A 22,275-nucleotide genomic window follows, 5' to 3' on the forward strand; every position below is an offset into this window, starting at 1 on the left:
TTCGTCCTGAGCCAGGATCAAACTCTCAATAAAAAGTTTAATCTTTGCTCTTACTCTTATAAAAGAATTGCTGGTTTACTAATTGTTTATTATATTCTGTTCAATTTTCAAAGACCATTTTCTTTTCAACAACTTTCGCTGTTTTTCTCTGTCACCCTCAAGCGACTTACTTAGTTTAACACCGCTTTTTACATCTGTCAACAACTTTTTTCATTTTTTTAATGTTTAATATCAAGTTTAAAATCAATCTAAATAATTTGATATTTTTTAAGTTGTTGTGTCAGTTCCTAGCGACGTGTTACATAATATCATGTTATGTATGCATAAAGAAATTATCTTTTAAGTGATTTTTTCAATTTATATTAATATATCTAGCTTTATCTTCTATTTTTGTTCTTTTTATATTATAGACACGCTTGGACTTGTTTATATATATGTAACATCATATAATAAGCAAATTGTTATTATTCTTGCTTATATATAACTCCAAATTATAATATACACTTCTCATTTTTAATCAGTTAAATCTAAAATTTCTTAAATATTATCCTAATCCATCAACTACTACTTACAATAATAAATTCAATTATAACCATCCCTAATGCTAATTGTGTATAACCAAACTATACAATCTTACTTAAAATTATAATTGTAAATTGATATTTCTATAAATATACGTATTTCTTAGCAAGAATATAATTTAACCATTGACAGTGAATTGACATATATATATAATTTTAATTAAATAACGTGTTACTGTTAAATCAGGCATAAGTTTTCTTTTGTATTTAGAAAATTTATGTCTTTTTTTAATTATATTATCAATATTACGTTATATTTTGTTTAAAAATACTAACAATATATACATAGTATTTAATTTAGAAAGGATGTATTTTTTATGTTTGGATTATTTAAAAAGAAAAAAGAAGAAAATCAAGATAATAGTTTAAGATTAGTTGCTCCTGTTAATGGTAAATCTCTTCCTTTATCAGAAGTTCCTGATCCAGTATTCGCTCAAAAGATGGCTGGAGATGGTTTAGCAATGGATCCTGATGATGATATAATTGTTGCACCAGCTGATGGTGAATTAACTTTAGTCTTCAATACAAAACATGCTTTTGCTATGACTTTAGATAATGGTATAGAACTTTTAGTTCACATTGGTATCGAAACAGTTTCATTAAACGGAGAAGGATTTGAACAATTAGCTGAAGCTGGAACTAGAGTAAAGGCTGGAACTCCTATTATAAAAGTAGATAGAGAATTTGTTAAGTCTAAAAACTTACCATTAATAACTCCTGTTTTAATAACTAACCCTGATATATTAAAATCTATAACTCCAGTTGAAAATGTTAATACAGTTGCTGGAGAAACAACAATATTAGAATATACACTTTAATTTTTTGTATATATTTAAATAAGCTTAAGAAATAAATGAGTAGATTGTAATTAATCTACTCATTTATTTTTTTTATAGATTCCATTTTAATAGTTCATCCTTTAATCTTACATTATAAGTAATCTCTCTATTCTTAAATTAATATATAGAAAAGCAAAGTATAACTTTAAAATTATTATTACTATATTTATTGGTTACATAAAATAATTTAATACTTAACTTTTACTATATAATTTATATTATCATTATTAGTCCTTTTTACAGCTTTTAATTTATCTTGCAACTTTATTTATATAGAGTAAATGGGCCTAGGTCAATATTTTGGACACATCTCTCTTATTTCAATTATAATTTATTTTTTATGTGTCCACAAAACTATACTAGCAACAGTAAATAATTGAATATATAAATATATAAATATATAAATATATACAAATACATATATACAAGAATATACATATACCTATATAGATAAATATATCTATTTTTATATAAAAATAAGACATGAGTCCATATAACCCATGTCTTACTTTATTTCTAAATATTACTTAGTTTAATATCTTTAGTGATTTCCTAATATATCATTAATTGCACTCTTATATCCGTCTGCTTTAGCTCCGAATATAGCTTGAATTCCGTTTCCAACTTCCATAACACCGGCTGCACCTAATGATTTAAGTTCATTTTTATCAACTTTAGATTTATCTTTAACTTCTACTCTTAATCTTGTTATACAAGCATCAACACTTACTATATTAGCTTCTCCACCTAATGCTGCTAATACTGCTGGAGCTTTTTCTGCTATCTCACCTTTACCGCTAGGTGCTGAAGCATTTGATCCGTTAGAACCATTTCTATTTTGGTAATCTGCTTTAGTATATAACTTAGTTTCTTCTTCATTTTCATCTCTACCAGGAGTCTTTAAGTTGAACTTCTTGATTATGAATAAGAATAAGAAATAGTAAACTACCGCATATATTGCACCAACTAATAGAACCATATACCATCTAGTTGGAACTCCTGCACCTGCTGGAAGTAAACCAAATAAACTAAAGTCTATTAATCCACCAGAGAAAGTCATACCTATAAATACTCTAAATATATCCATTAACATGAATGATAAACCTGCTAATACACAGTGTACTCCGTATAATACTGGAGCAACAAAGATAAATGTGAATTCTAATGGCTCAGTTATACCTGTTAATAATGATGTAAGAGCTGCTGCTGCTAATAATGATCCAACTGTTTTTCTCTTACTTGGTGCCGCTGCTCTATACATTGCAAATGCAGCTGCTGGTAATCCAAACATCATGAATGGGAATTTACCTGCCATAAATCTTGTTGTACCACTAACTATAGTTGACATTGTGTCAGCTGAAGCTCCTACTAAATCAGTCATACTTGATAATTGAGCAAAATATGCTGTATTAGCACCAGCAACTGTTTGCCATGTACCATTAACTAATATTTGCCCTTCAACAAATGATCCAAACCAGAATGGAGTATAAAATACATGGTGTAGTCCAAATGGAATTAGTGCTCTTTCTATAAGTCCATATAAGAATGTTCCTATAAATCCTGCATCTCTAACTAGATTAGCTATAACACCTATACCATTTTGAACTATTGGCCATAAAAATGCTAATACTGCACCAACAAGTGCCATAGTAACAGCTGTTACTATTGGAACAAATCTTGACCCCGAAAAGAATCCTATAATTTGTGGTAATTGAATCTCATGGAATCTATCATGTAATACTGCTGTAACTATCCCTGTAATAATACCACCAAATACTGACATATTTAAAGTGAATATTCCTAAATTAGTTGTAACATATGTTCCATATTCGCCAACATTATCTGGAGTTAATACACCTAATTGAGTAACTCCTAAAGTAAGTAATGTTGAAATAACTTGGTTCATTACTATAAAACCAAAAACTGAAGCTAATGCTGCTGTACCCTTGTCTTTTTTAGCAAGACCAACTGCAACTCCAACTGCAAATAATATTGGTAAGTTACCAAATACTATATTTCCTATATCATTCATTACAGTTAATATTGCTGTAACTACAGGAATATTAACAAATGCTATTAATGGTTGGTATACAGCCGGAGCATTTTCTAACCCTGAAATTCCAAGTAAAGCACCGCCTACACCTAATAATATACCTGCTATAGGCAAAGCTGCAATCGGTAGCATAATAGCTTTACCTATTCTTTGTAAATATTGAAGCATAATAATTCCTCCTAAAATTTAAAAAATGTTATTTACTCTATAGTAAGTTCTTCATATTAAATAAAAATTATTCATCAAGCCGGCCAGCTTATATAAATTAACAACAAAAAAAGACTTAAATGTAATTTAAAAAGATTCATTACAGTGCTATAAATATAAAATTATATAGCAATAAATCTTTTATAAATAACATTAAGTCTTGCCTGCATAACCAGTTACACCTTAATTATTTTCTGTCGTGAAATTATAATATCATATAATAAATAGTTTGTAAATGTTCAATGTAAATGTTTTTTATTTATTTTTACTACTTATTCTGAATCGCTCTATATGTATAGTTAAAAAAGCGATTTCATCTTCTGATACTTTTAATTTTAATTCTTCTTCTATAACTTTGCAAATATTTTCAGAAATCTTATATGATTCTTTATATGTATCTTTTATAACTTTAGCTAATTCATTATTTACAGTGGTGTTTTCCATTATTCTTTGTATCGCAAATTTTATATGTGTACAAAAACGTGCATAATCAAGTGATTTTCTATTTATCTTTATATTTAATTCATTTTCAACATGTTCAACTATTACATTGCTTAAATATGTATTTTTGACTGTGTTAGATACCTTTCCATCATTTATTGCAGAATGAATATGCAATGTTATAAATCCTATTTCTCCTTCTGGAAATTTTATATGACAATGCTCTCCAACCATATTAGATATCATTTCTGCTAATTCATATTCTTTAGGATATAGTGTTTGTGTCTCTACTAAAAATGGATTTTCCACTTCCTTATCATTTTTTAATCTTTCTACTGCCACAAATAAATGGTCTATTAGTCCTATATGTATTCTTTCATTCAATTCACAATTCAATTGATTTGATATTTCATATATTCCTTCTTCACATACTCCCAAAAAATCGCTATCAATATTTCTAGTTATATATTTAAAGTTATTAATATTTTCTTGATCTTCAATACTAAACACCTTAGCTATTTCAGTTCCAGAGGGTATTATGCTTCCTTTCTTTTTCCCAAATCCTATTCCTTTAGCAAATAATATCTTTTCCTTATTCTCAGAATTAACTAAAACAATGTTATTATTAAAAACCTTTACTACTAATTCATCCTTACTTAATATCACGCTCATTATTTTACTCCTTCTTAGTTAATTTATACATAATCCTAAAGTTAAACAAAAGCTCTTTTACCCTTGATATTGTTTATAGAAGTCTTCTTTTACAATATAATAGCTAGCATGATCTCTCCATTTCCCATTAATTAATAAATACTTCTCATTTATACCTATTAATTTAAATCCACATCTTCTAAGTACATTTCTAGATTTCTCATTATCAACAAGTGCAGATGCTTCTATTCTATGTAAATCACACTCTTCAAATGAATATTTAAGTACTAGCATAACCGCTTGCTTCATATAACCCTTTCCACAATACTCTTTATCCATAGAGTATCCTATTATTCCACTTTTAAACGATCCATATACAATATTAGATACTTTAACTTTTCCTATCAATTTTTCCTCTTTAAAAATCCCTAAATCTATACTAGTCCCATTCATAAATTGTTTATAACTTTCATTCAAAATCTTTCTTTGAGAATCTATTGTATAAAAATCATTATCTCTTAAAGGCTCAAATGGAGCTAAGTGTTCTTTATTTCTTATATAATATTTTAGTAAATCACCTGCATTTGCTGGAGTTAAATTTTTGACAACTATATCATTTCCTTGTAACTCTATATTAGAATATTGAAGTCCATTTTCATATTCAATTCTAGTTATCCCCAAAATAAGTTCATCTATGTACTTACCATTTTTGAATTCATTTTGACCAATTATTCCTTCTAGAATAAATCCTAAATCTAAAAAAGGACTGATATCTAAATCTTCACAGATTTTTATATTCACCTTAAATATATTTACATTTTTGAATATGGCCCTTAAAATGCAAACTAATGTGTCTTTCAATATTGAATATTTATACTCTTTATAATATATTAAATCAATATCACATCTCTTCTTTTTATTATTGATACTTGCTATATTGAATCGTCCCAATATGATATTATTTAAATCTTTAATCAGATATTCTGATTCAGTTGATTTATCTGGTTCTATCTTTATAATTAAATCTGAATTCATTGTAAAATTCTCCCTATAGTTATAAGCATTAAAAAATTAGAATTTTATATTTTCTATCTTCCTTAATATTATAAACAATAATTATAACATTTTAAATATCCACATCTAAAATTAAAGTATGATAATAATCAACAAAATCCACAATATATTGTTGATAACTAATAAATTTTAGCAATATATTGTGGATTTTTATTATTTTTCTATTTTTAATATGTCCTTAATAACTTCTCCTGCTATTATCATGCCTGCAACTGGTGGAACAAAAGACATACTTCCTGGTATTTGTCTTTTACTTGCACACTTTTTAGTTCCTCCAGTACATACACATCCTGTTTTACAAGTTACTACATCTTCTGTTTTAGGTTTTGTCGGAATTTCTTCTGAATATACTACCTTCAGTTTTTCTACGCCTCTTTTTCTTAATTCATACCTCATTACTTTTGCTAAAGGGCACACTTTAGTCTTGTATATATCAGTAACTCTAAATTGAGTTGGATCAAACTTATTTCCAGTTCCCATAGAACTCATTATTTTTATCCCTTTTTTATAGCAATATTCTGCTAATCCCAATTTAGCTGATACAGTATCTATAGCATCAACCACATAATCCACATCATTAGGAATCAGTTCTTCTAGATTATCTTGTGTTACAAAAACCTGATGTGTAATTACATTACATTTTCTATTAATAGAAAGTATTCTCTCTTTCATGACTTCAACCTTTGGTTGGCTTATAGTTTTTATTGTAGCATGAATTTGTCTATTAAGATTAGTTAAACATACAGTATCATCATCTACTAATATTAATTCACCAATACCAGCCCTAGTTAAAGCCTCAACTGTAAAACTTCCTACACCTCCAACTCCAAATACAATAACTTTACTATTTCTTAATTTATCTAATCCTTCTTTTCCTATTAAAAGTTCAGTTCTTGATAAAGGATGTTGTAATTCCATAAGATTTCTTCTCTCCTTAATTTAAAATATGTATTAAAATAAACTGTCTATATAGTTATATTCCTCATAGTAATATAAACTTATACTGTAATTTTCTAATGCTATTATATCATAAATATAAATTCCTACTATATTTATAGGATAAATATTATTAAAAATAATTAAGCTGTAAGAATTTTTTTATCATTATTAGATAATTTTTATCTTAATTAATATACTTCTCTATTAAATTGTCAAAATTATGTTTATAATATGAATTATAGCAAGTAACATTTTATATATTTTAGGAGGATAATATGGTAATAGGAATCATTGCTGCAATGGCAGAAGAATTAGAAATTTTATTAAAGGATTTATCAATAGAAGATAAAAAAGAAAAAGCTAATATGACATTTCATAAAGGCAAACTATATGGAAAAGATGTTGTTGCAGTAGTTTGTGGAATAGGTAAAGTTAATTCAGCTGTTTGTACTCAAATTTTAGCTTCTGAATACAATGTTGATAAAGTTATAAATGTTGGAGTAGCAGGAGGAATTGGTAAGGATATATATCCTGGAGATATCGTAATTGCTGAAAACTTAATACAGCACGATATGGATACTACAGCTTTTGGTGATAAAATGGGTCAAATCCCAAGATTAGATACATTTGATTTTAAATGCGATCAAAATTTAGTTACTGTAGCTAAGAAAGCATGTGAGGAAATTTCTGAGTTAAATAGTTTTGTTGGAAGAATTGCTTCAGGTGATCAATTCATCGCAAATATCGAAAAAATCCAATGGCTTGAAAAAGAATTTGGAGCCATTTCTTGTGAAATGGAAGGTGCAAGCATAGCTCAAGTTTGCTACTTGAATTCAATTCCATTTGTAGTAATAAGATCAATTTCTGATAATGCAAATAACGGAGCTCATATGGATTATGAAAAATTCACTCCAATTGCCGTTCAAAATTCTACTCGAATACTAAAAAGAATGCTTGAAATGATGTAATAAAAAGTGCCTTTTGGCACTTTTTATTTTAATTTGTGAATAAACAATCCACTTCTAAGTTTTGGTTCAAACCAAGTAGATTTTGGTGGCATTACTTCACCTATATCTGCAACTTTCATGATATCACTAACTTCTGTTGGATACATAGAAAAAGCAATCTTCATATCAGTATGAACTCTTCTTTCAAGTTCACCAATTCCTCTAATTCCACCAATAAAGTCTATTCTATCAGATGTTCTAACATCTTCTATACCTAAAATAGGTCTTAATACATTTTCTTCTAGTATAGATACATCTAAACTCTTAATAGGATCTTCTGGATTATATATTCCATCTTTTGTTTCAAGGGTATACCATTTATCTTCTACATACATTCCAAAAGTATGTTTTCTATATGGTTTAACTGCTTCGTTATTTTCTGATTCTGAAACAACAAACTTTTCATTAAGTTTTTCTATTAAATCCTTAACACTTAATCCATTTAAATCTTTAACAACTCTATTATAATCCATTACCATCAAATCATTATCAGGAAATGCAACTGCTAAGAAATAGTTAAACTCTTCTTCTCCAGTATAGTTAGGATTCTCTTTTCTTCTTTTTAAACCTACTTTAACAGCTGATGCAGATCTATGGTGTCCATCAGCTATATATAAATAATCAACTTCTTTAAACAAATCAACTATTTCATTTATAATTATTTCATTATCTATTACCCAAACAATATGGCTTATTCCATCTTCAGCTATAAAATTATAGATTGGCTTTCTTTTGCTTTCATTTTCAATCCATGCTTCTATTATTTCAGATGCAATTTGATCTTCTTTATAAGTTAAAAAGATTGGGCCTGTATTAGCATCACAATAATCAACGTGATTTATTCTATCTTGTTCTTTATCAGCTCTTGTAAACTCATGCTTTTTGATAACATTATTTAAATAATCATCAATGGATGCGCAGAACACTATTCCTGTTTGAGCTCTTCCATTCATTATTTGTCTATATATATATAAACATGGCTCTTGATCTTGGACATATTCTTCGTTTTCTATCATCTTATCTAGATTTTCTCTAGCTTTTTCATAAACTTTTTTATCATGCACATCAATTGAAGGATCTAAATCAATTTCTGCTCTATCAACATGTAAAAACGAATGTGGATTTCCCTTAACCATTTCTCTAGCTTCTTCACTATTCATAACATCATATGGTAGTGCTGCTATTTTTGATGCCAATTCTTTAACTGGTCTTATACCTTTAAAAGGCTTGACTGTTGCCATTCAAAAATACCCCCTATTTTTATTTTTAATTTACGACTATACATATTAATAAAATCTAGATAATCGCATAAATTTAAATAGACTAATAAATACGTCTACATATATATTATACCTCAGAGATACGTTTCCCTGAGGTATTTATTTTTATTATAAATTAAAGAACTCTTTAATTATTGATACTACTTCTTCACCAATTCTTGTTTGAGCTTCATCAGTTGCTGCTCCAATGTGTGGTGTAACACTAACCTTAGGATGGTTTACTAATGTAGTATTCTTTGTTGGCTCATCTTCAAATACATCAAGTCCTGCACCTGCTATAACTCCATTATCAAGAGCTTCAAGTAATGCTGCTTCTTCAACAACCTTACCTCTAGCACAGTCAATTAGATATGCAGTATTCTTCATCATTTCTAATTCTTTCTTTCCAATTAATGCTCCTGCCTTCTTATCATATGGAACATGAAGAGAGATGAAATCAGAAATTTTTAATACATCTTCTAATGAAACAAAATCATATTCTAATGCTTCATTTTTTCCAAATAAATCTGTATAAATAACTTTCATTCCTAATGCAGTAGCTTTCTTAGCTAATGATTGTCCTATTCTTCCCATTCCAATAATACCCAATGTCTTACCTGCAATCTCAGTTCCTTGGTACTTCTTTTTATTCCATTCGCCATTTCTCATTGTTACATTTGCTATTGCAACATATCTTGCTAAAGAAAACATATGAGCAAGTGCTAATTCTGCAACTGAATCTGAACTTGCTGCTGGAGTATTTCTTACTGCCACTCCTACTCCTTCACCTGCTGGAATATCTATGTTATCTATTCCAACACCAGCTCTAATAGCTAATTTTAAGCTACCACCTTTTTCTGCTTCAAAAACATCAGCTGTAAGCTTTGTAGCTGATCGTATCACTATAGCATCAAAATCCTTTAAATTTTCTCCCAATACAGCTTGTTCGATGTGATCATTAACCACTTCTACTCCTAAAGCTTTTAGCGCTTCAATAGAAGCTTGTTCTAACCCATCGTTTGTTAATACTTTAATCATTTTTGTTCCCCCTAATTAATAAGTATATACTTTATTGCCTTTGCTTATTGTTCATATTATATGGGAGCTTAGAGTGGTAATTTATCTAAACTCCTATTAATTCCAACAAAAATCATCTGAATTAAATATATTAAAGTACTCTAATTTAAACTATAGATTGCACATGTCAATCTTATGTTAGAATACTTCAAATCATATTATAATCAAATTTATCAATTAAACTTATTTTGTTATATTTTACTACTTACTTACGTTTAATTCAATACTTTATTACTTTAAATTATATTTTTTCATAATAATTTTATAATTATATATACATTTTTCATTTAAAATAATTAATATACATATATATTATTATTAATTTTATATGTTTCTTACTGTTCTTCTACATATTTTTCCCATGTATTTGTTATATATTTCTAATATATTTTCATATATTTTTTCTTCAAATATTCCAAGTAATATTTTGTTAATAATTTTTCTCCAGTTGCATTTATAATTAATTCTTCTGGTTCATATATGCATCCATATTTATGAATTTTTTCTTTTAACCATTCATCTATAAAGCTTATATTACCATTTTTCAAATCAATTATTGCATTTTCATTTTCTTTTAAAAGAGCACTTAGAAGTTGTCCTCCATAAAGATTTCCTAATGCATAACTAGGAAAATATCCAAATGAACCATCAGACCAATGTACATCCTGAAGAACTCCTTCGCTATCATTTTTAGGTTCTACGCCCAAATACTCAACATATTTTTCATTCCATATCTTAGGCAGGTCCTTGACTTCTATTTCACCATTAATTAATAGCTTTTCTATTTCATATCTTATTATTATATGTAAACTATACGTCAATTCATCTGCTTCTGTCCTAATAAGAGATGGCTCAACATAATTTACTGCTTCATAAAATTCATCTAAATTCACGTCTTTAAATTCAGGAAATTTATTTTTTATCAATGATAATATAACGCTTAAAAATTCATTGCTTCTTCCAACTATATTTTCATAAAAACGAGATTGTGATTCATGTATTCCCATAGACACTCCAGTACCTAATCCTGTTCCTACTAATTCATCAGCTATATGCTGTTCATATAATCCATGGCCACCCTCATGAATAACGCTAAAAATATTAGACATCAAATCTTCTTCATAATAATGTGTAGTTACTCTTACATCTTTATTCCAAAAATTTGTTGTAAATGGATGCATAGATTCATCTAATCTTCCTGCTTTCATATCAAATTTTATTAACTTTAATAATTCTTTGCTTAATTCTCTCTGTTTTTCTATAGAAAACTTTCCTTTTAATAAATCTCTTTTTATAAACTTATTGCTCTTTTGTATATACTCTAATATCTCTAGTATTCCATCTCTTAACTCACCAAATATTTTGTCTAATTTTTTAACAGTCATACCTGGCTCATATATATTTAATAAAGCATCATATTTATTGTCCTCATATCCATAATATTCTGCAAATTCTCTTGAGAATTTGACCATCTTTTCTAAATGCGGTTCGTATATAGAAAAATCATTTTTTTCTTTTGCCTCTTCCCATGCCGCTTCCGATATAGGTGCAGACATCATAAACTCTCTATATTTATCTTCCGGAATATTTTTTATTTGATTATAATTTTTCTTGATATTTTTTATAATTGCCTTGTCTAAATCATTTAATGTATCCATAATAGGATCAAAATAATCTATAAATTCTTTTATTTTATCACTTGTTCTTAATTTAAATATTTCAGTTGATAAATACCCTAAAACCTCTGATCTTTGTTCTAACGCCTTTTTAGGCATAAATATCATATTATCATAAGAAACTAGATTATAAGTATACTCTAATCTATCTATATTTCTTACATATTCTTTTAATTCATTTATCTTTTTCATTATAATTCCTTCCTTTATAAATATAATTATTTATCTAATTAAATTATACTGGGGCTATCGCATAAATATTAAATTCTACTGTATATAATATTTTTATTTTCAATACTTATACTCTATATTATAATTATATTCTTTAATGTTACAGCCTCATATAAAAATAAGCTATCATAAGATGAATTGAAATTCATCTTATGTAGCTCATTTTTTAATAATTATTTTTCTAAAGTTACTTTATCGAAGTATATAAATCCTAAGTTTGATACTTTAAGACCTTTAACATAAGATTGTACACCCATAGGTTGAGTATAATAATATATTGGCGCAATTGGCATATCTTCCATCAACACATCTTCTGCTTGATGCATTAAATCCATTCTCTTAGCTGCATCTTGCTCTACTTTTGCAGCTTCAACTAATTCATCATATTTAGGATTGTTATATCCTGAGTTATTTAATCCTGAATTTGATTCAAGAAGATCTATGAATGTCATTGGGTCATTATAATCTCCAACCCATCCATCTCTAGCGATTTCATAATTTTTAGAAATTCTTGTGTCTTGGAATACTTTCCATTCTTGGCTTTGTATTTGAACATCAATACCTAAGTTATTCTTCCACATATCTTGAATTGCTTGAGCTATTAATGAATGATCCCCTTCTGGATTTATAAGTAATGTAAGTGTAGGGAAACCTTCTCCATTTGGATATCCTGCATCTGCTAATAATTTTTTAGCTTGTTCTACATCACCCTTAGCTGGAAAATACTCTTTATTTTTAAAGTCTTTTCCTTCAGCATCTGGAATTCCTACTGGCACAAAACTAGTTGCTGCAATTTGTCCACCCTTAGTTACATTATTAACTATTGCTTCTCTGTCAATTGCAAGATTAAGAGCTTTTCTTACATCTACATTTCCTAAAGCTTCCGCTGCTTTTGGATCTGTCACTTTATCTGTAACGTTAAGTGATAAATAATATGTTCCTAATTGTGGATATGTTGTAACATCTCCTTTTTTAACACCTTCTGGTACTTCTGCTGCTGGAACAGAATAAATCATATCAAATTGTCCTGCTTTATAATTTGCCCAAGCTGAAGTTGGTTCTGCAACGAATTTTATATTTAATTTATCAAGAGTAACTTGATCTTTATTGTAATAAGTATCATTTTTTTCTAATACTGCACCGTCTTTAATCTTATAATCTGTAAGTTTGAAAGGTCCATTTGAAACATAAGTTTCAGCTTTAGTTGACCAATCTTTATTTGCTACAACAGCATTCTTATTTACTGGGAAATAGCATGGGAATGATACTAAATCCAAGAAGTAGGCACATGGTGATTCTAATGTTACTTCTAGTGTATTATCATCAATTGCTTTAACCCCTACGTTTTCTCTATCTTCTTCTGTTCCTGATTCATTATATTTTGTTGCACCTTTTAAATATAACATTTGATATGAGTATTCAGCAGCTGTTGCTGGATCTAATACTCTTTTCCAGGCATATTCAAAATCTCCTGCTGTTACAGGATCTCCATTTGTCCATTTAGCATCTTTTCTTAAATGGAATGTATAAACTGTTTGGTCCTCTGATAAGTCATAACTTTCAGCTATTGCTGGTACCGGCTTGAAATCATCGCCTGGCTTATATAATCCTTCAAATAGGTTTTCTAATATAATACCACCATCTACTGCTTGGTTTAATGCTGGATCTAAAGTTTTTATATCTCCACCTATATTAAATGTAAGTTCTTGAGCTCCAGCTGTTGCTCCACTTTCTGATGAAGATCCACATCCAGCCAATACTGAAATTCCAAGTGTTGCAGCTAATACTACTGCACACATTTTTTTAATTTTACTTGTTTTCATTATAGTATCCCCCTCTTTAAATTATTAATTTTATTATTTTTATATAATAATTTGCTATGCAAAGAATTAACTAATCATATAAATGACATGCTACAAAATGTCCTGGCTTTACTTCTTTTAGCTCTGGATCCACTTCACTACATATTGGCATTGCACAATTGCATCTTCCTTTAAATCTACATCCAGGTGGTGGATCTATTGGAGATGGAATATCTCCTGTAAGTGTTATTCTTTTATTATTTTTAGCAATGTCTGGATCTGGTATTGGTACTGCTGAAAGTAAAGCTTTTGTATATGGATGTAAACATTCACTATATACTTCATCACTTAAACCTAATTCAACCATTCTACCTAAATACATAACACCAATTTTAGTTGATATATGCTTAACCATTGAAAGGTCATGAGCAATAAACAAATATGTTAATCCTAATTCTTCTTGAAGTTCTTCAAGCATGTTTATAACTTGAGCTTGGATTGATACATCAAGGGCCGATATAGGCTCATCGCAAACTATAAATGCTGGTTCTACAGCCAAAGCTCTTGCAATACCAATTCTTTGTCTTTGTCCTCCTGAGAATTCATGAGGATATCTATTAATATGATCTCCAGCAAGTCCAACCTTTAATAAAAGGCTTCTTATTCTTTCAGTTCTTTCTTCCCCTACAAATAGCTTATGTACATCAATTGCTTCTCCTATTATATCCCCAACAGTCATTCTAGGGTCTAATGATGCATATGGATCTTGGAAGATCATTTGCATTTCTTTTCTTAAAGACACCATTTCTTTAGGCGAATATTTAGTGATATCTTTTCCTTTAAAGATTATTTGGCCAGATGTTGGTTCATAAAGTTTTAATATTGTTCTTCCAGTTGTAGTTTTACCACAGCCTGATTCTCCAACTAAACCTAATGTTTCTCCTTTTTTTAATGAGAAAGAAACCCTATCTACTGCTTTTACATAACTTTTCCCTTTAAACAAACCTTTATTTACCGGGAAATACTTACATAAATCCTTTACTTCTAAAATTACCTCTTTGTTATCTTCCACTATTTTATCCTCCTTATAGGCGATTCAACTTTTGGTGCATCTTCATGGCATAACCAACAAGCAGCACTATGATTTTCTCCTACTTCAAATTGTGGAGGCTGTTTATTTATACAAATTTTCATTGCATAGTCGCATCTAGCCGCAAACGGACATCCAACTGGTGGTTTTAACAAATCTGGCGGCTGTCCTTCTATTGGTTTTAGCTTTTCTTTTGTGTTTTCTTTGGGATTAGGAACACTTCTTAAAAGTCCCCATGTGTATGGATGTTTTGGTCTATAGAATATATCTTCAGTTGTACCTGTTTCTACAACTATTCCACCATACATAACATTTATTCTGCTGCAAAGGTCTGCAACAACTCCTAAATCATGAGTTATCAATATTATTGATGTATTAAGCTTATCTTTTAAATCTTTCATAAGATCTAGTATTTGTGCTTGTATTGTAACATCAAGTGCAGTTGTTGGCTCATCTGCAATAATAAGCTTAGGTTCACAAATTAAACTCATAGCTATCATAGCTCTTTGCCTCATTCCACCTGAAAATTCATGTGGATATTGTTTCATTCTTTTTTCTGGACTTGGAATTCCAACTAATTTAAGCATATTAATAGCTTGTTTTTTTGCTTCTTCTTTTTTCATTCCTCTATGCTTAAGTAATGGTTCCATCAATTGATCTCCTATTGTAAAAACAGGATTTAATGATGTCATAGGATCTTGGAATATCATTCCTATATCATTACCTCTAATTGAATCCATTTCAGAATCCTTTGCTTTTGAAATATCTTTTCCATCAAAATATATTTGACCATCTGCAATCTTTCCATTATCAGCTAAAAGTCTCATTATTGACATCATTGTTACACTTTTTCCACATCCTGATTCTCCAACAATGCCTAATGCTTCACCTTTATCTAGATAAAAAGAAACTCCTCTTACAGCATGTACTTGCCCAACATTAGTTTTAAATTCAGTTTTTAAATTTTTTACTTCTAATAACTTTTCCATCTGAACTCCTACTCCTATCTCTTATTCTTAGGATCTAGTGCATCACTTAAACCATCACCAAAAAGATTAAATGCTAATATAATTAAGCATATAACTACTGCTGGTGGTACCAATTGATAAGGATATGTATATATAGCTACCATAGCTTCATTAGCTAATGTTCCTAATGATGCTGTTGGAGGAGTAAGTCCAAGTCCTATAAAGCTTAAAAATGCTTCTGTAAATACCGCTTCTGGAATTAATAATGTTAATGTAACCATTATTGATCCTATACAGTTAGGTATTAAATGTCTTATAAGTATTTTAAACTTTGATACTCCAAGTGATCTTGCTGCAAGAACAAATTCTTGTTGCTTTAATTGAAGTACATCACCTCTAACAATTCTTGCCATACCAATCCAATAAGATATGGATAAAGCTAATATTATTGTCCAAAGTCCACTACCACTTTGTCCTGGTTTATTAAAGATAGTCATAAATATAATTACATAAATAGTTAAAGGTATTGAATAAATAACATCAACTATTCTCATTAAGACATTGTCTACTGCTCCACCGAAATATCCTGCAATTCCACCATATAATATACCAATAACTAAATTTATAAATGCCGCAACTACAGCTATTATTAATGAATATCTGGCTCCATTGAATACTCTTACAAAAATATCTCTTCCAAGTGAATCTGTTCCAAACCAATGTTCAGCTGAAGGCTTACTGTTTACTAGTGATAAATTTGTTGCATCATATGTATATTTTGAAAATATTGGGACAAAAATCGCTCCTAAAACTATTAATAAAATAACAACTAAAGATGCTATTGCCATCTTATCTCTTAATAGCCTTTGCCATGCATCTTTCCAATACCCAATACTTGGTCTAACTACTGCCTCAACTTTCTTTTCTTCTGCTGTTAGAGGTGTAAATTCACTTTTGTCTATAATTAATTCTTCCACTTTTACGTTCCTCCTAATTATCTAGCTTTATTCTTGGGTCAATTATCAAATATAACATATCAACAACAAACCCTAAGACTACTAATAAAGTACAATAAAATGCAGTAACACCAAGCAACATAGAGTAGTCCCTATTTGTAACAGATTGTACAAATTCATTACCTAATCCTGGTATTGCAAATATTTTTTCTATAATAAAGCTTCCAGTTAATATACTAGCAATTAATGGTCCTATGTATGTAACTATAGGTATAAGTGAATTTCTTAAAGCGTGCTTAAAAATTATTTTTCCTTTGCCTAGACCTTTTGCTTTAGCAGTTCTTATATAATCGGATTTTAATACATCTAATAACTTATTTCTTGTAAGTCTTGTGATAAATGCTGTAGATGAAGCTGATAATGCAATTACTGGCATAATATAATTTTTCCATCCACTAAATCCAGTAGGCGGTAATAGCTTCCATTCAACACCCAAGAAATAAATTAATACAGCACTAATAACAAAGCTTGGTATTGTTATTCCAAGAGTTACTATAAATACAATTATTGAATCTGCCCATTTACCTTTCTTTAATGCTGCCACTATTCCTAGAGAAATTCCAACGATTATCGATGTCACTACACTCGCCATACCAACCTTTCCTGATGCCGGGAAAGATGTTTCAATAGTTTCAGTTACATTTCTACCAGGGAAAACCATAGATTCACCAAAATCTCCATGAACTACATTTTTCATATACATAAAGTATTGTTCACTTAGCGGCTTGTCTATTCCATATTTAGCCTCCATATTAGCTTTAGCTTGAGCTGTTAACTTTTCACTATCAAATGGACCACCTGGCATAAGTCTCATTAAGAAAAATGTTATTGTAATTACAACCCATATTGTTAATAGACTTGATATTAGTCTTTTGCCAACATATTTAATCAATATATTCCTCTCCTTTTTGATATTAGTATTCTGAATGTTTTATTCATAATCTTGTCTATTTATTTAACAATAAATTAAACTCTGTTTAGTGATTAATTTATCATTATTTAATATCTTTTTACTTTGTTAATCTGTTACCGCTTCCACTATTACAAATCTTCTTTGTTTAATATTCTGGAAATAAAACTAAGAATATCACAAAGGAGTTATTAAACAATTTATATTCTTAGTTTAATAACTCCATAGTTATTTTAATTCAAATCTAAAATAAATAATTTAATTTTTTTATATAATATTTAAATTATTCTCCATTAATTAACACATTTATAATACTATTTTAATATTTTTTTGTCAACACGCACCAGATTGTAGTATATTTATTCATTTACAATTTCATATTCATTTATAATAAAATGCTCAATTTTAATAACTATCTGTCGCATCATCATCCTTATATCACTTAGAAATAATTACATTCCTATGATTATATTTAAATTAATAATAAAATTTTATAAATTTATACTTATATTTTTCCTTATGAATTTTTATTCAAATTTTAATATTATTTTTAAATTTTTATTCATAAAATCACTTTTTTTTCTCAATATATCTATATAGTCACTGGCAAATTTTAAAATTTATCATTAATTTTAAAATTTCATTTCTAAAGTTGTGTATTAATGAAAATTTTTTAGGTTTTACTTACAAATTTTCACTTTACCATAGTATGTCTTATATAATCCAAATTCCCGCAATTTAGCTTAATCACCCACTGAATCATATTTTAACTATCCTAATTTCTGTTTTAAGCAGTAATACTAATCGATATACATTACTATAACGATTTTTATTATTATACATATTAAAAATTTATGAAAAAAGTGGATTCTTGTTGAATCCACTTTTTTCACAACACAGCAAAGAGGCTATCGCAATTTTGCAACAGCCTCTTTTAAATAACAATTCATTAGTTCTTAATCATCAAAATATAAAACGGATTCCGTCTCTCTACAATATTTTACACACATACATTGCGCTAAATTTCTTGGGCATTTATAGCATAGGCAAAGTAGGTCTTTTCCATTACATTTATTATTTTTAAAATCTACGCATTCTTTACAATTAACTCCATTACCTGCTGGCATAATCTATTCCTACTTAACTAAACTTAAGTAGTCCTCCTTTCTTAGATAATTTCATTAGTTATGTTAACTATTATAAATCTAATAAATATAAAAATCTATAAAGCCTGTCTTTATCTAAAAATTAGGTTCGTCTATGTATATGTATCCATATAAATAATCAGTAGAATATATTTCTCTATATTTAAATGTAGATCCATGCCAAGATGACTCTGATATGTAAATTTTATTATCTTCTATTTTTTCTACTACTGCTACATGTCCACATCCTCCTGAGCCCGGTAATGAGGAGTTCCATACTGCTAATGCACCAACTTTAGGTTCTGATCCGTATTTATACTTTCCTATCTTTTTATTTGCACCCCACCATTCATATGCATTCCCATTAAAACCTGCATCATTAGGTGCTTTTCCTGTTAATTCAAACATTCTTCCCCATGCATACCAAGTACAATTTCCCTTTATTTCCTTATTTCCGCTATAAAATGGAGGTGAAAGTTTAGCTTTATAGAATATATTTAGATCTGAATAATAATGATCATCATCTTCTTCTGGTTCTTCTGTTCTTATTGTATCCTTTGATAATGAATCATTTTCTAGATTTAAATCTCCATATGAAAAATCATTTGGTTCATCATCCTTACTTCTTTCTTCTTCATTTTCATTATCATCTTCTTTTTCTTCATTATTATATTTATCATCAATTATTGTAAAATTTTCATTACTACTAGTAAATACATTTCTATCTGTAACTGAAGTAAGATTTTGTGTAGGCTCTTTTATATCATTTGATGGTAATTCGACTGTATTATCAGTTATTTCTTCATTTGATGTCAAAACTCCACTTTCGTTAAAATTATATCTTTTTCCTTCAATATCAACAGTTCCTATCTGCATTACTCCGCTATCATCTAAATAATATTTTTCATTATTTACAGTGAGCCATCCTGTTTGCATTACTCCATTATTATTAAAATAATACCACTTTTTACTATAACATACCCATCCTGTAAACATATGTCCATCATCAGCTAAACAATACCAATTATTATTTTCTTTAATCCATCCAGTCTTCATATCTCCATCGTTATTAAAATAATACCATTTTCCACTTATATATTTCCAACCAATAGTTTTTGTATTATTCTCAACCCAATTCCAAGTTCCTGTAGAATTTTTAATCCAGCTAGCTTGTACAGGACTAGAAATCAAGCAAGTTATTGTTACCATTAAAATCATTTTTTCCAATAGATGCTTTTTCACTAGTTCTAACTCCTTTTAATCCAAATTTTATCTTCAACTTAAATATTAACTCAAAAATGCAATTTTAACAAACATAATAATTACATAATAAAAAAAATGCCTAACTAATGGATATAATTTTCATATAGTTAGACATTTTTTCTTATTTTTACATAAAGAAGACTATTATTGCAATGGCTATTATTCCTGGTACACCCAAAAATCCTGCAATCAGTGATGTTATTGGATTAATGGGTAATGAGAAGTTAAAATTTAATCCTATAATATTAAGGTTGGCTCCTATTATATTTACTATATACAATGATATCAATCCTATTATCCCATTTAATATTATCTTCATTGGCCATTTTAGTAACTTTATTATTATAAATAGTAGTATTATTCCTACTAAACCATATATAAAATACTGCTCGTTCATCCTTCAACTTCTCCCTTCTGCATTTCTATTCTGATAAAAACAAATTATTTTCTATTATATAATTTTTACTAACTCTAATTCCGTTTTCTTTTGCTATAGATAATAAATATCCGTATCTTTTCTTTGCAAGATCTTCCGAATAAATAGCAATATCTATAAGCGCATTATCTTCAACATTATTAAACATGTTTCGAGCCATATCAATTTCCATTTTAGCAAGTTGCATATCTCTTAATAGTTTTTCACTATTAAACCTGTAATCCTTGTCCAAAAAGCATTCTTGATTTAAGTAATTTTTATGAATACCTTTTCCATCCATATATATCCCTCCTAAATCTTCTCCTATTATATTTTTATCCAATTATTAGGAGGAATATACTTCATTTTTTTATTTTTTATTGTAACACTTTCCTTATATTAGAATACATTAATTCTATAAGAAGCTTTTCACTCATGTCAAACAAAAACTTCTAACTCCCATCTATGTAACACCTTTTTCATAGGGATCCTAATTTATTAGGGTCCCTTAAATTTCTTTTCTACCCTCTAAAGCTTTAGATAATGTGACTTCATCTGCATATTCTAAATCTCCACCAACCGGTATACCAGCTGCTATTCTAGTTACTTTTATATCCAATGGCTTAAGAACCTTTGCTATATACATAGCTGTAGCTTCTCCTTCAATATTAGGATTTGTGGCCAAAATTACTTCTTTAACATCTTCATTCATTCTTGCCACTAGTTCTCTAATCTTAATATCTTGAGGTCCTCTCCCCTGCATAGGTGATATATTTCCATGAAGAACATGATATACTCCATTAAATTCCTTAACCTTCTCCATCGTCATAATATCCTTTGGTTGCTCAACAACACATATAACACCTTTATCTCTATTAGGATTTGAACACAAAGCACACGGATCACTATCTGTAAAATTACCACATATAGAGCAATATTTAATAGTACCTCTCGCCTGTACCAAAGCATTAGCAAATTCTCTTACTTCATCATCTGGCAAATTCAAAATATGTAATGTTAATCTTTGAGCTGATTTTTTCCCTATGCTTGGCAATTTCGCAAATTCTTCTATCAACTTTTCTATGGCTACAGGATAAAAATCCATCATATTTACATATCTCCCTTCAAAATTAAAACTAAATATTATTAGCTTTTTAATATATCATAAAGTAATCATTGAAAAAAGCATACAGTATTAATATATTTCTATCTACTGTATGCCATAAATAAAATTTAGTTTTAATTAAAATAAGCCGCCCATTCCGCCTGTTAGCTTACCCATTTTGTTAGCTGTTTCATCTTCAGCTTTTCTTAAAACTTCATTTACTGCACTTAATATTAAATCTTCAATCATTTCTACATCATCTGGATCTACTACTTCTGGCTTTATGTTAATAGAAATTATTTCTTTTTTACCATTAGCTTTTACTACTACAGCTCCACCACCAACAGAAGCTTCAAATTCTTTTGTTTCCATTTCCTTTTGCATATCTTCCATTTGTTTTTGAAGCTTTTGAGCTTGCTTCATTAAATTATTCATATTTCCGCCGCCAAATCCGCCTGGAAATCCACCTCTTGCCATAAAAAAATCCTCCTTAATATCTTAAATCTCATTTTTTAATTATAAATCA

The 22,275-nt window shown here is 28.7% G+C and carries 20 protein-coding genes; 2 read left to right on the plus strand and 18 right to left on the minus strand.

The features are described 5' to 3' along the window. Positions 1-898: 898 nt before the first annotated feature. Positions 899-1,399, plus strand: coding sequence for a PTS sugar transporter subunit IIA (locus BN2920_RS00125; RefSeq protein ID WP_058293048.1), 501 nt, complete (start codon positions 899-901; stop codon positions 1,397-1,399). A gap of 562 nt (positions 1,400-1,961) precedes the next feature. Here BN2920_RS00125 and BN2920_RS00130 read toward each other — a convergent pair. From BN2920_RS00130 to BN2920_RS00145, 4 genes are all read right to left on the minus strand, one after another. Next, on the minus strand, positions 1,962-3,641 hold the full coding sequence (locus BN2920_RS00130; RefSeq protein WP_058293049.1) for a PTS transporter subunit EIIC: 1,680 nt from the start codon (positions 3,639-3,641) through the stop codon (positions 1,962-1,964). A 294-nt stretch (positions 3,642-3,935) separates the two neighbouring features. Beyond that, positions 3,936-4,793, minus strand: coding sequence for a glucose PTS transporter transcription antiterminator GlcT (gene glcT / locus BN2920_RS00135; RefSeq protein ID WP_058293050.1), 858 nt, complete (start codon positions 4,791-4,793; stop codon positions 3,936-3,938). A gap of 57 nt (positions 4,794-4,850) precedes the next feature. Next, entirely contained in the window at positions 4,851-5,807 is a 957-nt protein-coding gene (locus BN2920_RS00140) for a GNAT family N-acetyltransferase (RefSeq protein ID WP_058293051.1), read from the minus strand. Between the two features lie 192 nt (positions 5,808-5,999). Beyond that, entirely contained in the window at positions 6,000-6,764 is a 765-nt protein-coding gene (locus BN2920_RS00145) for a tRNA threonylcarbamoyladenosine dehydratase (protein WP_058293052.1), read from the minus strand. Between the two features lie 296 nt (positions 6,765-7,060). Here BN2920_RS00145 and BN2920_RS00150 point away from each other — a divergent pair, with 296 nt between their 5' ends. Beyond that, positions 7,061-7,753 carry a 5'-methylthioadenosine/adenosylhomocysteine nucleosidase gene (locus BN2920_RS00150; RefSeq protein WP_058293053.1) on the plus strand — a complete coding sequence of 231 codons (693 nt, stop codon included), beginning with the start codon at positions 7,061-7,063 and terminating at the stop codon, positions 7,751-7,753. A gap of 23 nt (positions 7,754-7,776) precedes the next feature. Here BN2920_RS00150 and BN2920_RS00155 read toward each other — a convergent pair whose 3' ends face one another. From BN2920_RS00155 to BN2920_RS00220, 14 genes are all read right to left on the minus strand, one after another. Beyond that, complete coding sequence (locus BN2920_RS00155) at positions 7,777-9,033, minus strand: DUF1015 domain-containing protein (protein WP_058293054.1); 1,257 nt, start codon at positions 9,031-9,033, stop codon at positions 7,777-7,779. Positions 9,034-9,180: 147 nt separating this feature from the next. Next, entirely contained in the window at positions 9,181-10,089 is a 909-nt protein-coding gene (locus BN2920_RS00160) for a D-2-hydroxyacid dehydrogenase (RefSeq protein ID WP_058293055.1), read from the minus strand. A gap of 419 nt (positions 10,090-10,508) precedes the next feature. Next, positions 10,509-11,996 (minus strand): carboxypeptidase M32, encoded by a 1,488-nt coding sequence (locus BN2920_RS00165; RefSeq protein WP_172437862.1) that lies wholly within the window; start codon positions 11,994-11,996, stop codon positions 10,509-10,511. A gap of 212 nt (positions 11,997-12,208) precedes the next feature. Continuing rightward, the gene (locus BN2920_RS00170) at positions 12,209-13,858 is read right to left on the minus strand and encodes a peptide ABC transporter substrate-binding protein (protein ID WP_058293057.1); all 1,650 of its coding nucleotides are present in this window, start codon (positions 13,856-13,858) and stop codon (positions 12,209-12,211) included. Positions 13,859-13,928: 70 nt separating this feature from the next. After that, positions 13,929-14,909 (minus strand): ABC transporter ATP-binding protein, encoded by a 981-nt coding sequence (locus tag BN2920_RS00175; protein WP_058293058.1) that lies wholly within the window; start codon positions 14,907-14,909, stop codon positions 13,929-13,931. Beyond that, on the minus strand, positions 14,909-15,916 hold the full coding sequence (locus BN2920_RS00180) for an ABC transporter ATP-binding protein (RefSeq protein WP_058293059.1): 1,008 nt from the start codon (positions 15,914-15,916) through the stop codon (positions 14,909-14,911). The genes BN2920_RS00175 and BN2920_RS00180 overlap by 1 nt, the downstream gene beginning before the upstream one ends. 14 nt (positions 15,917-15,930) lie before the next feature. Beyond that, positions 15,931-16,872: an ABC transporter permease gene (locus BN2920_RS00185; RefSeq protein ID WP_058293060.1), complete on the minus strand. Its 942-nt coding sequence runs from the start codon at positions 16,870-16,872 to the stop codon at positions 15,931-15,933. Positions 16,873-16,885: 13 nt separating this feature from the next. Beyond that, the gene (locus BN2920_RS00190; RefSeq protein ID WP_058293061.1) at positions 16,886-17,803 is read right to left on the minus strand and encodes an ABC transporter permease; all 918 of its coding nucleotides are present in this window, start codon (positions 17,801-17,803) and stop codon (positions 16,886-16,888) included. Positions 17,804-18,777: 974 nt separating this feature from the next. Beyond that, entirely contained in the window at positions 18,778-18,948 is a 171-nt protein-coding gene (locus BN2920_RS21600) for a hypothetical protein (RefSeq protein ID WP_058293062.1), read from the minus strand. 114 nt (positions 18,949-19,062) lie between these two features. Further along, entirely contained in the window at positions 19,063-20,208 is a 1,146-nt protein-coding gene (locus BN2920_RS00200) for a CHAP domain-containing protein (protein ID WP_058293063.1), read from the minus strand. Positions 20,209-20,356: 148 nt separating this feature from the next. Further along, entirely contained in the window at positions 20,357-20,626 is a 270-nt protein-coding gene (locus BN2920_RS00205) for a pro-sigmaK processing inhibitor BofA family protein (RefSeq protein WP_058293064.1), read from the minus strand. A gap of 25 nt (positions 20,627-20,651) precedes the next feature. Then, positions 20,652-20,945 carry a DUF2508 family protein gene (locus BN2920_RS00210; protein ID WP_058293065.1) on the minus strand — a complete coding sequence of 98 codons (294 nt, stop codon included), beginning with the start codon at positions 20,943-20,945 and terminating at the stop codon, positions 20,652-20,654. A 207-nt stretch (positions 20,946-21,152) separates the two neighbouring features. Further along, on the minus strand, positions 21,153-21,749 hold the full coding sequence (gene recR, locus BN2920_RS00215) for a recombination mediator RecR (protein WP_058293106.1): 597 nt from the start codon (positions 21,747-21,749) through the stop codon (positions 21,153-21,155). A gap of 138 nt (positions 21,750-21,887) precedes the next feature. Further along, positions 21,888-22,226 carry a YbaB/EbfC family nucleoid-associated protein gene (locus BN2920_RS00220; protein WP_058293066.1) on the minus strand — a complete coding sequence of 113 codons (339 nt, stop codon included), beginning with the start codon at positions 22,224-22,226 and terminating at the stop codon, positions 21,888-21,890. Positions 22,227-22,275: the final 49 nt, after the last annotated feature.

Source organism: Clostridium neonatale (genome assembly GCF_001458595.1).
In the GTDB taxonomy this organism is placed as follows: domain Bacteria; phylum Bacillota; class Clostridia; order Clostridiales; family Clostridiaceae; genus Clostridium; species Clostridium neonatale.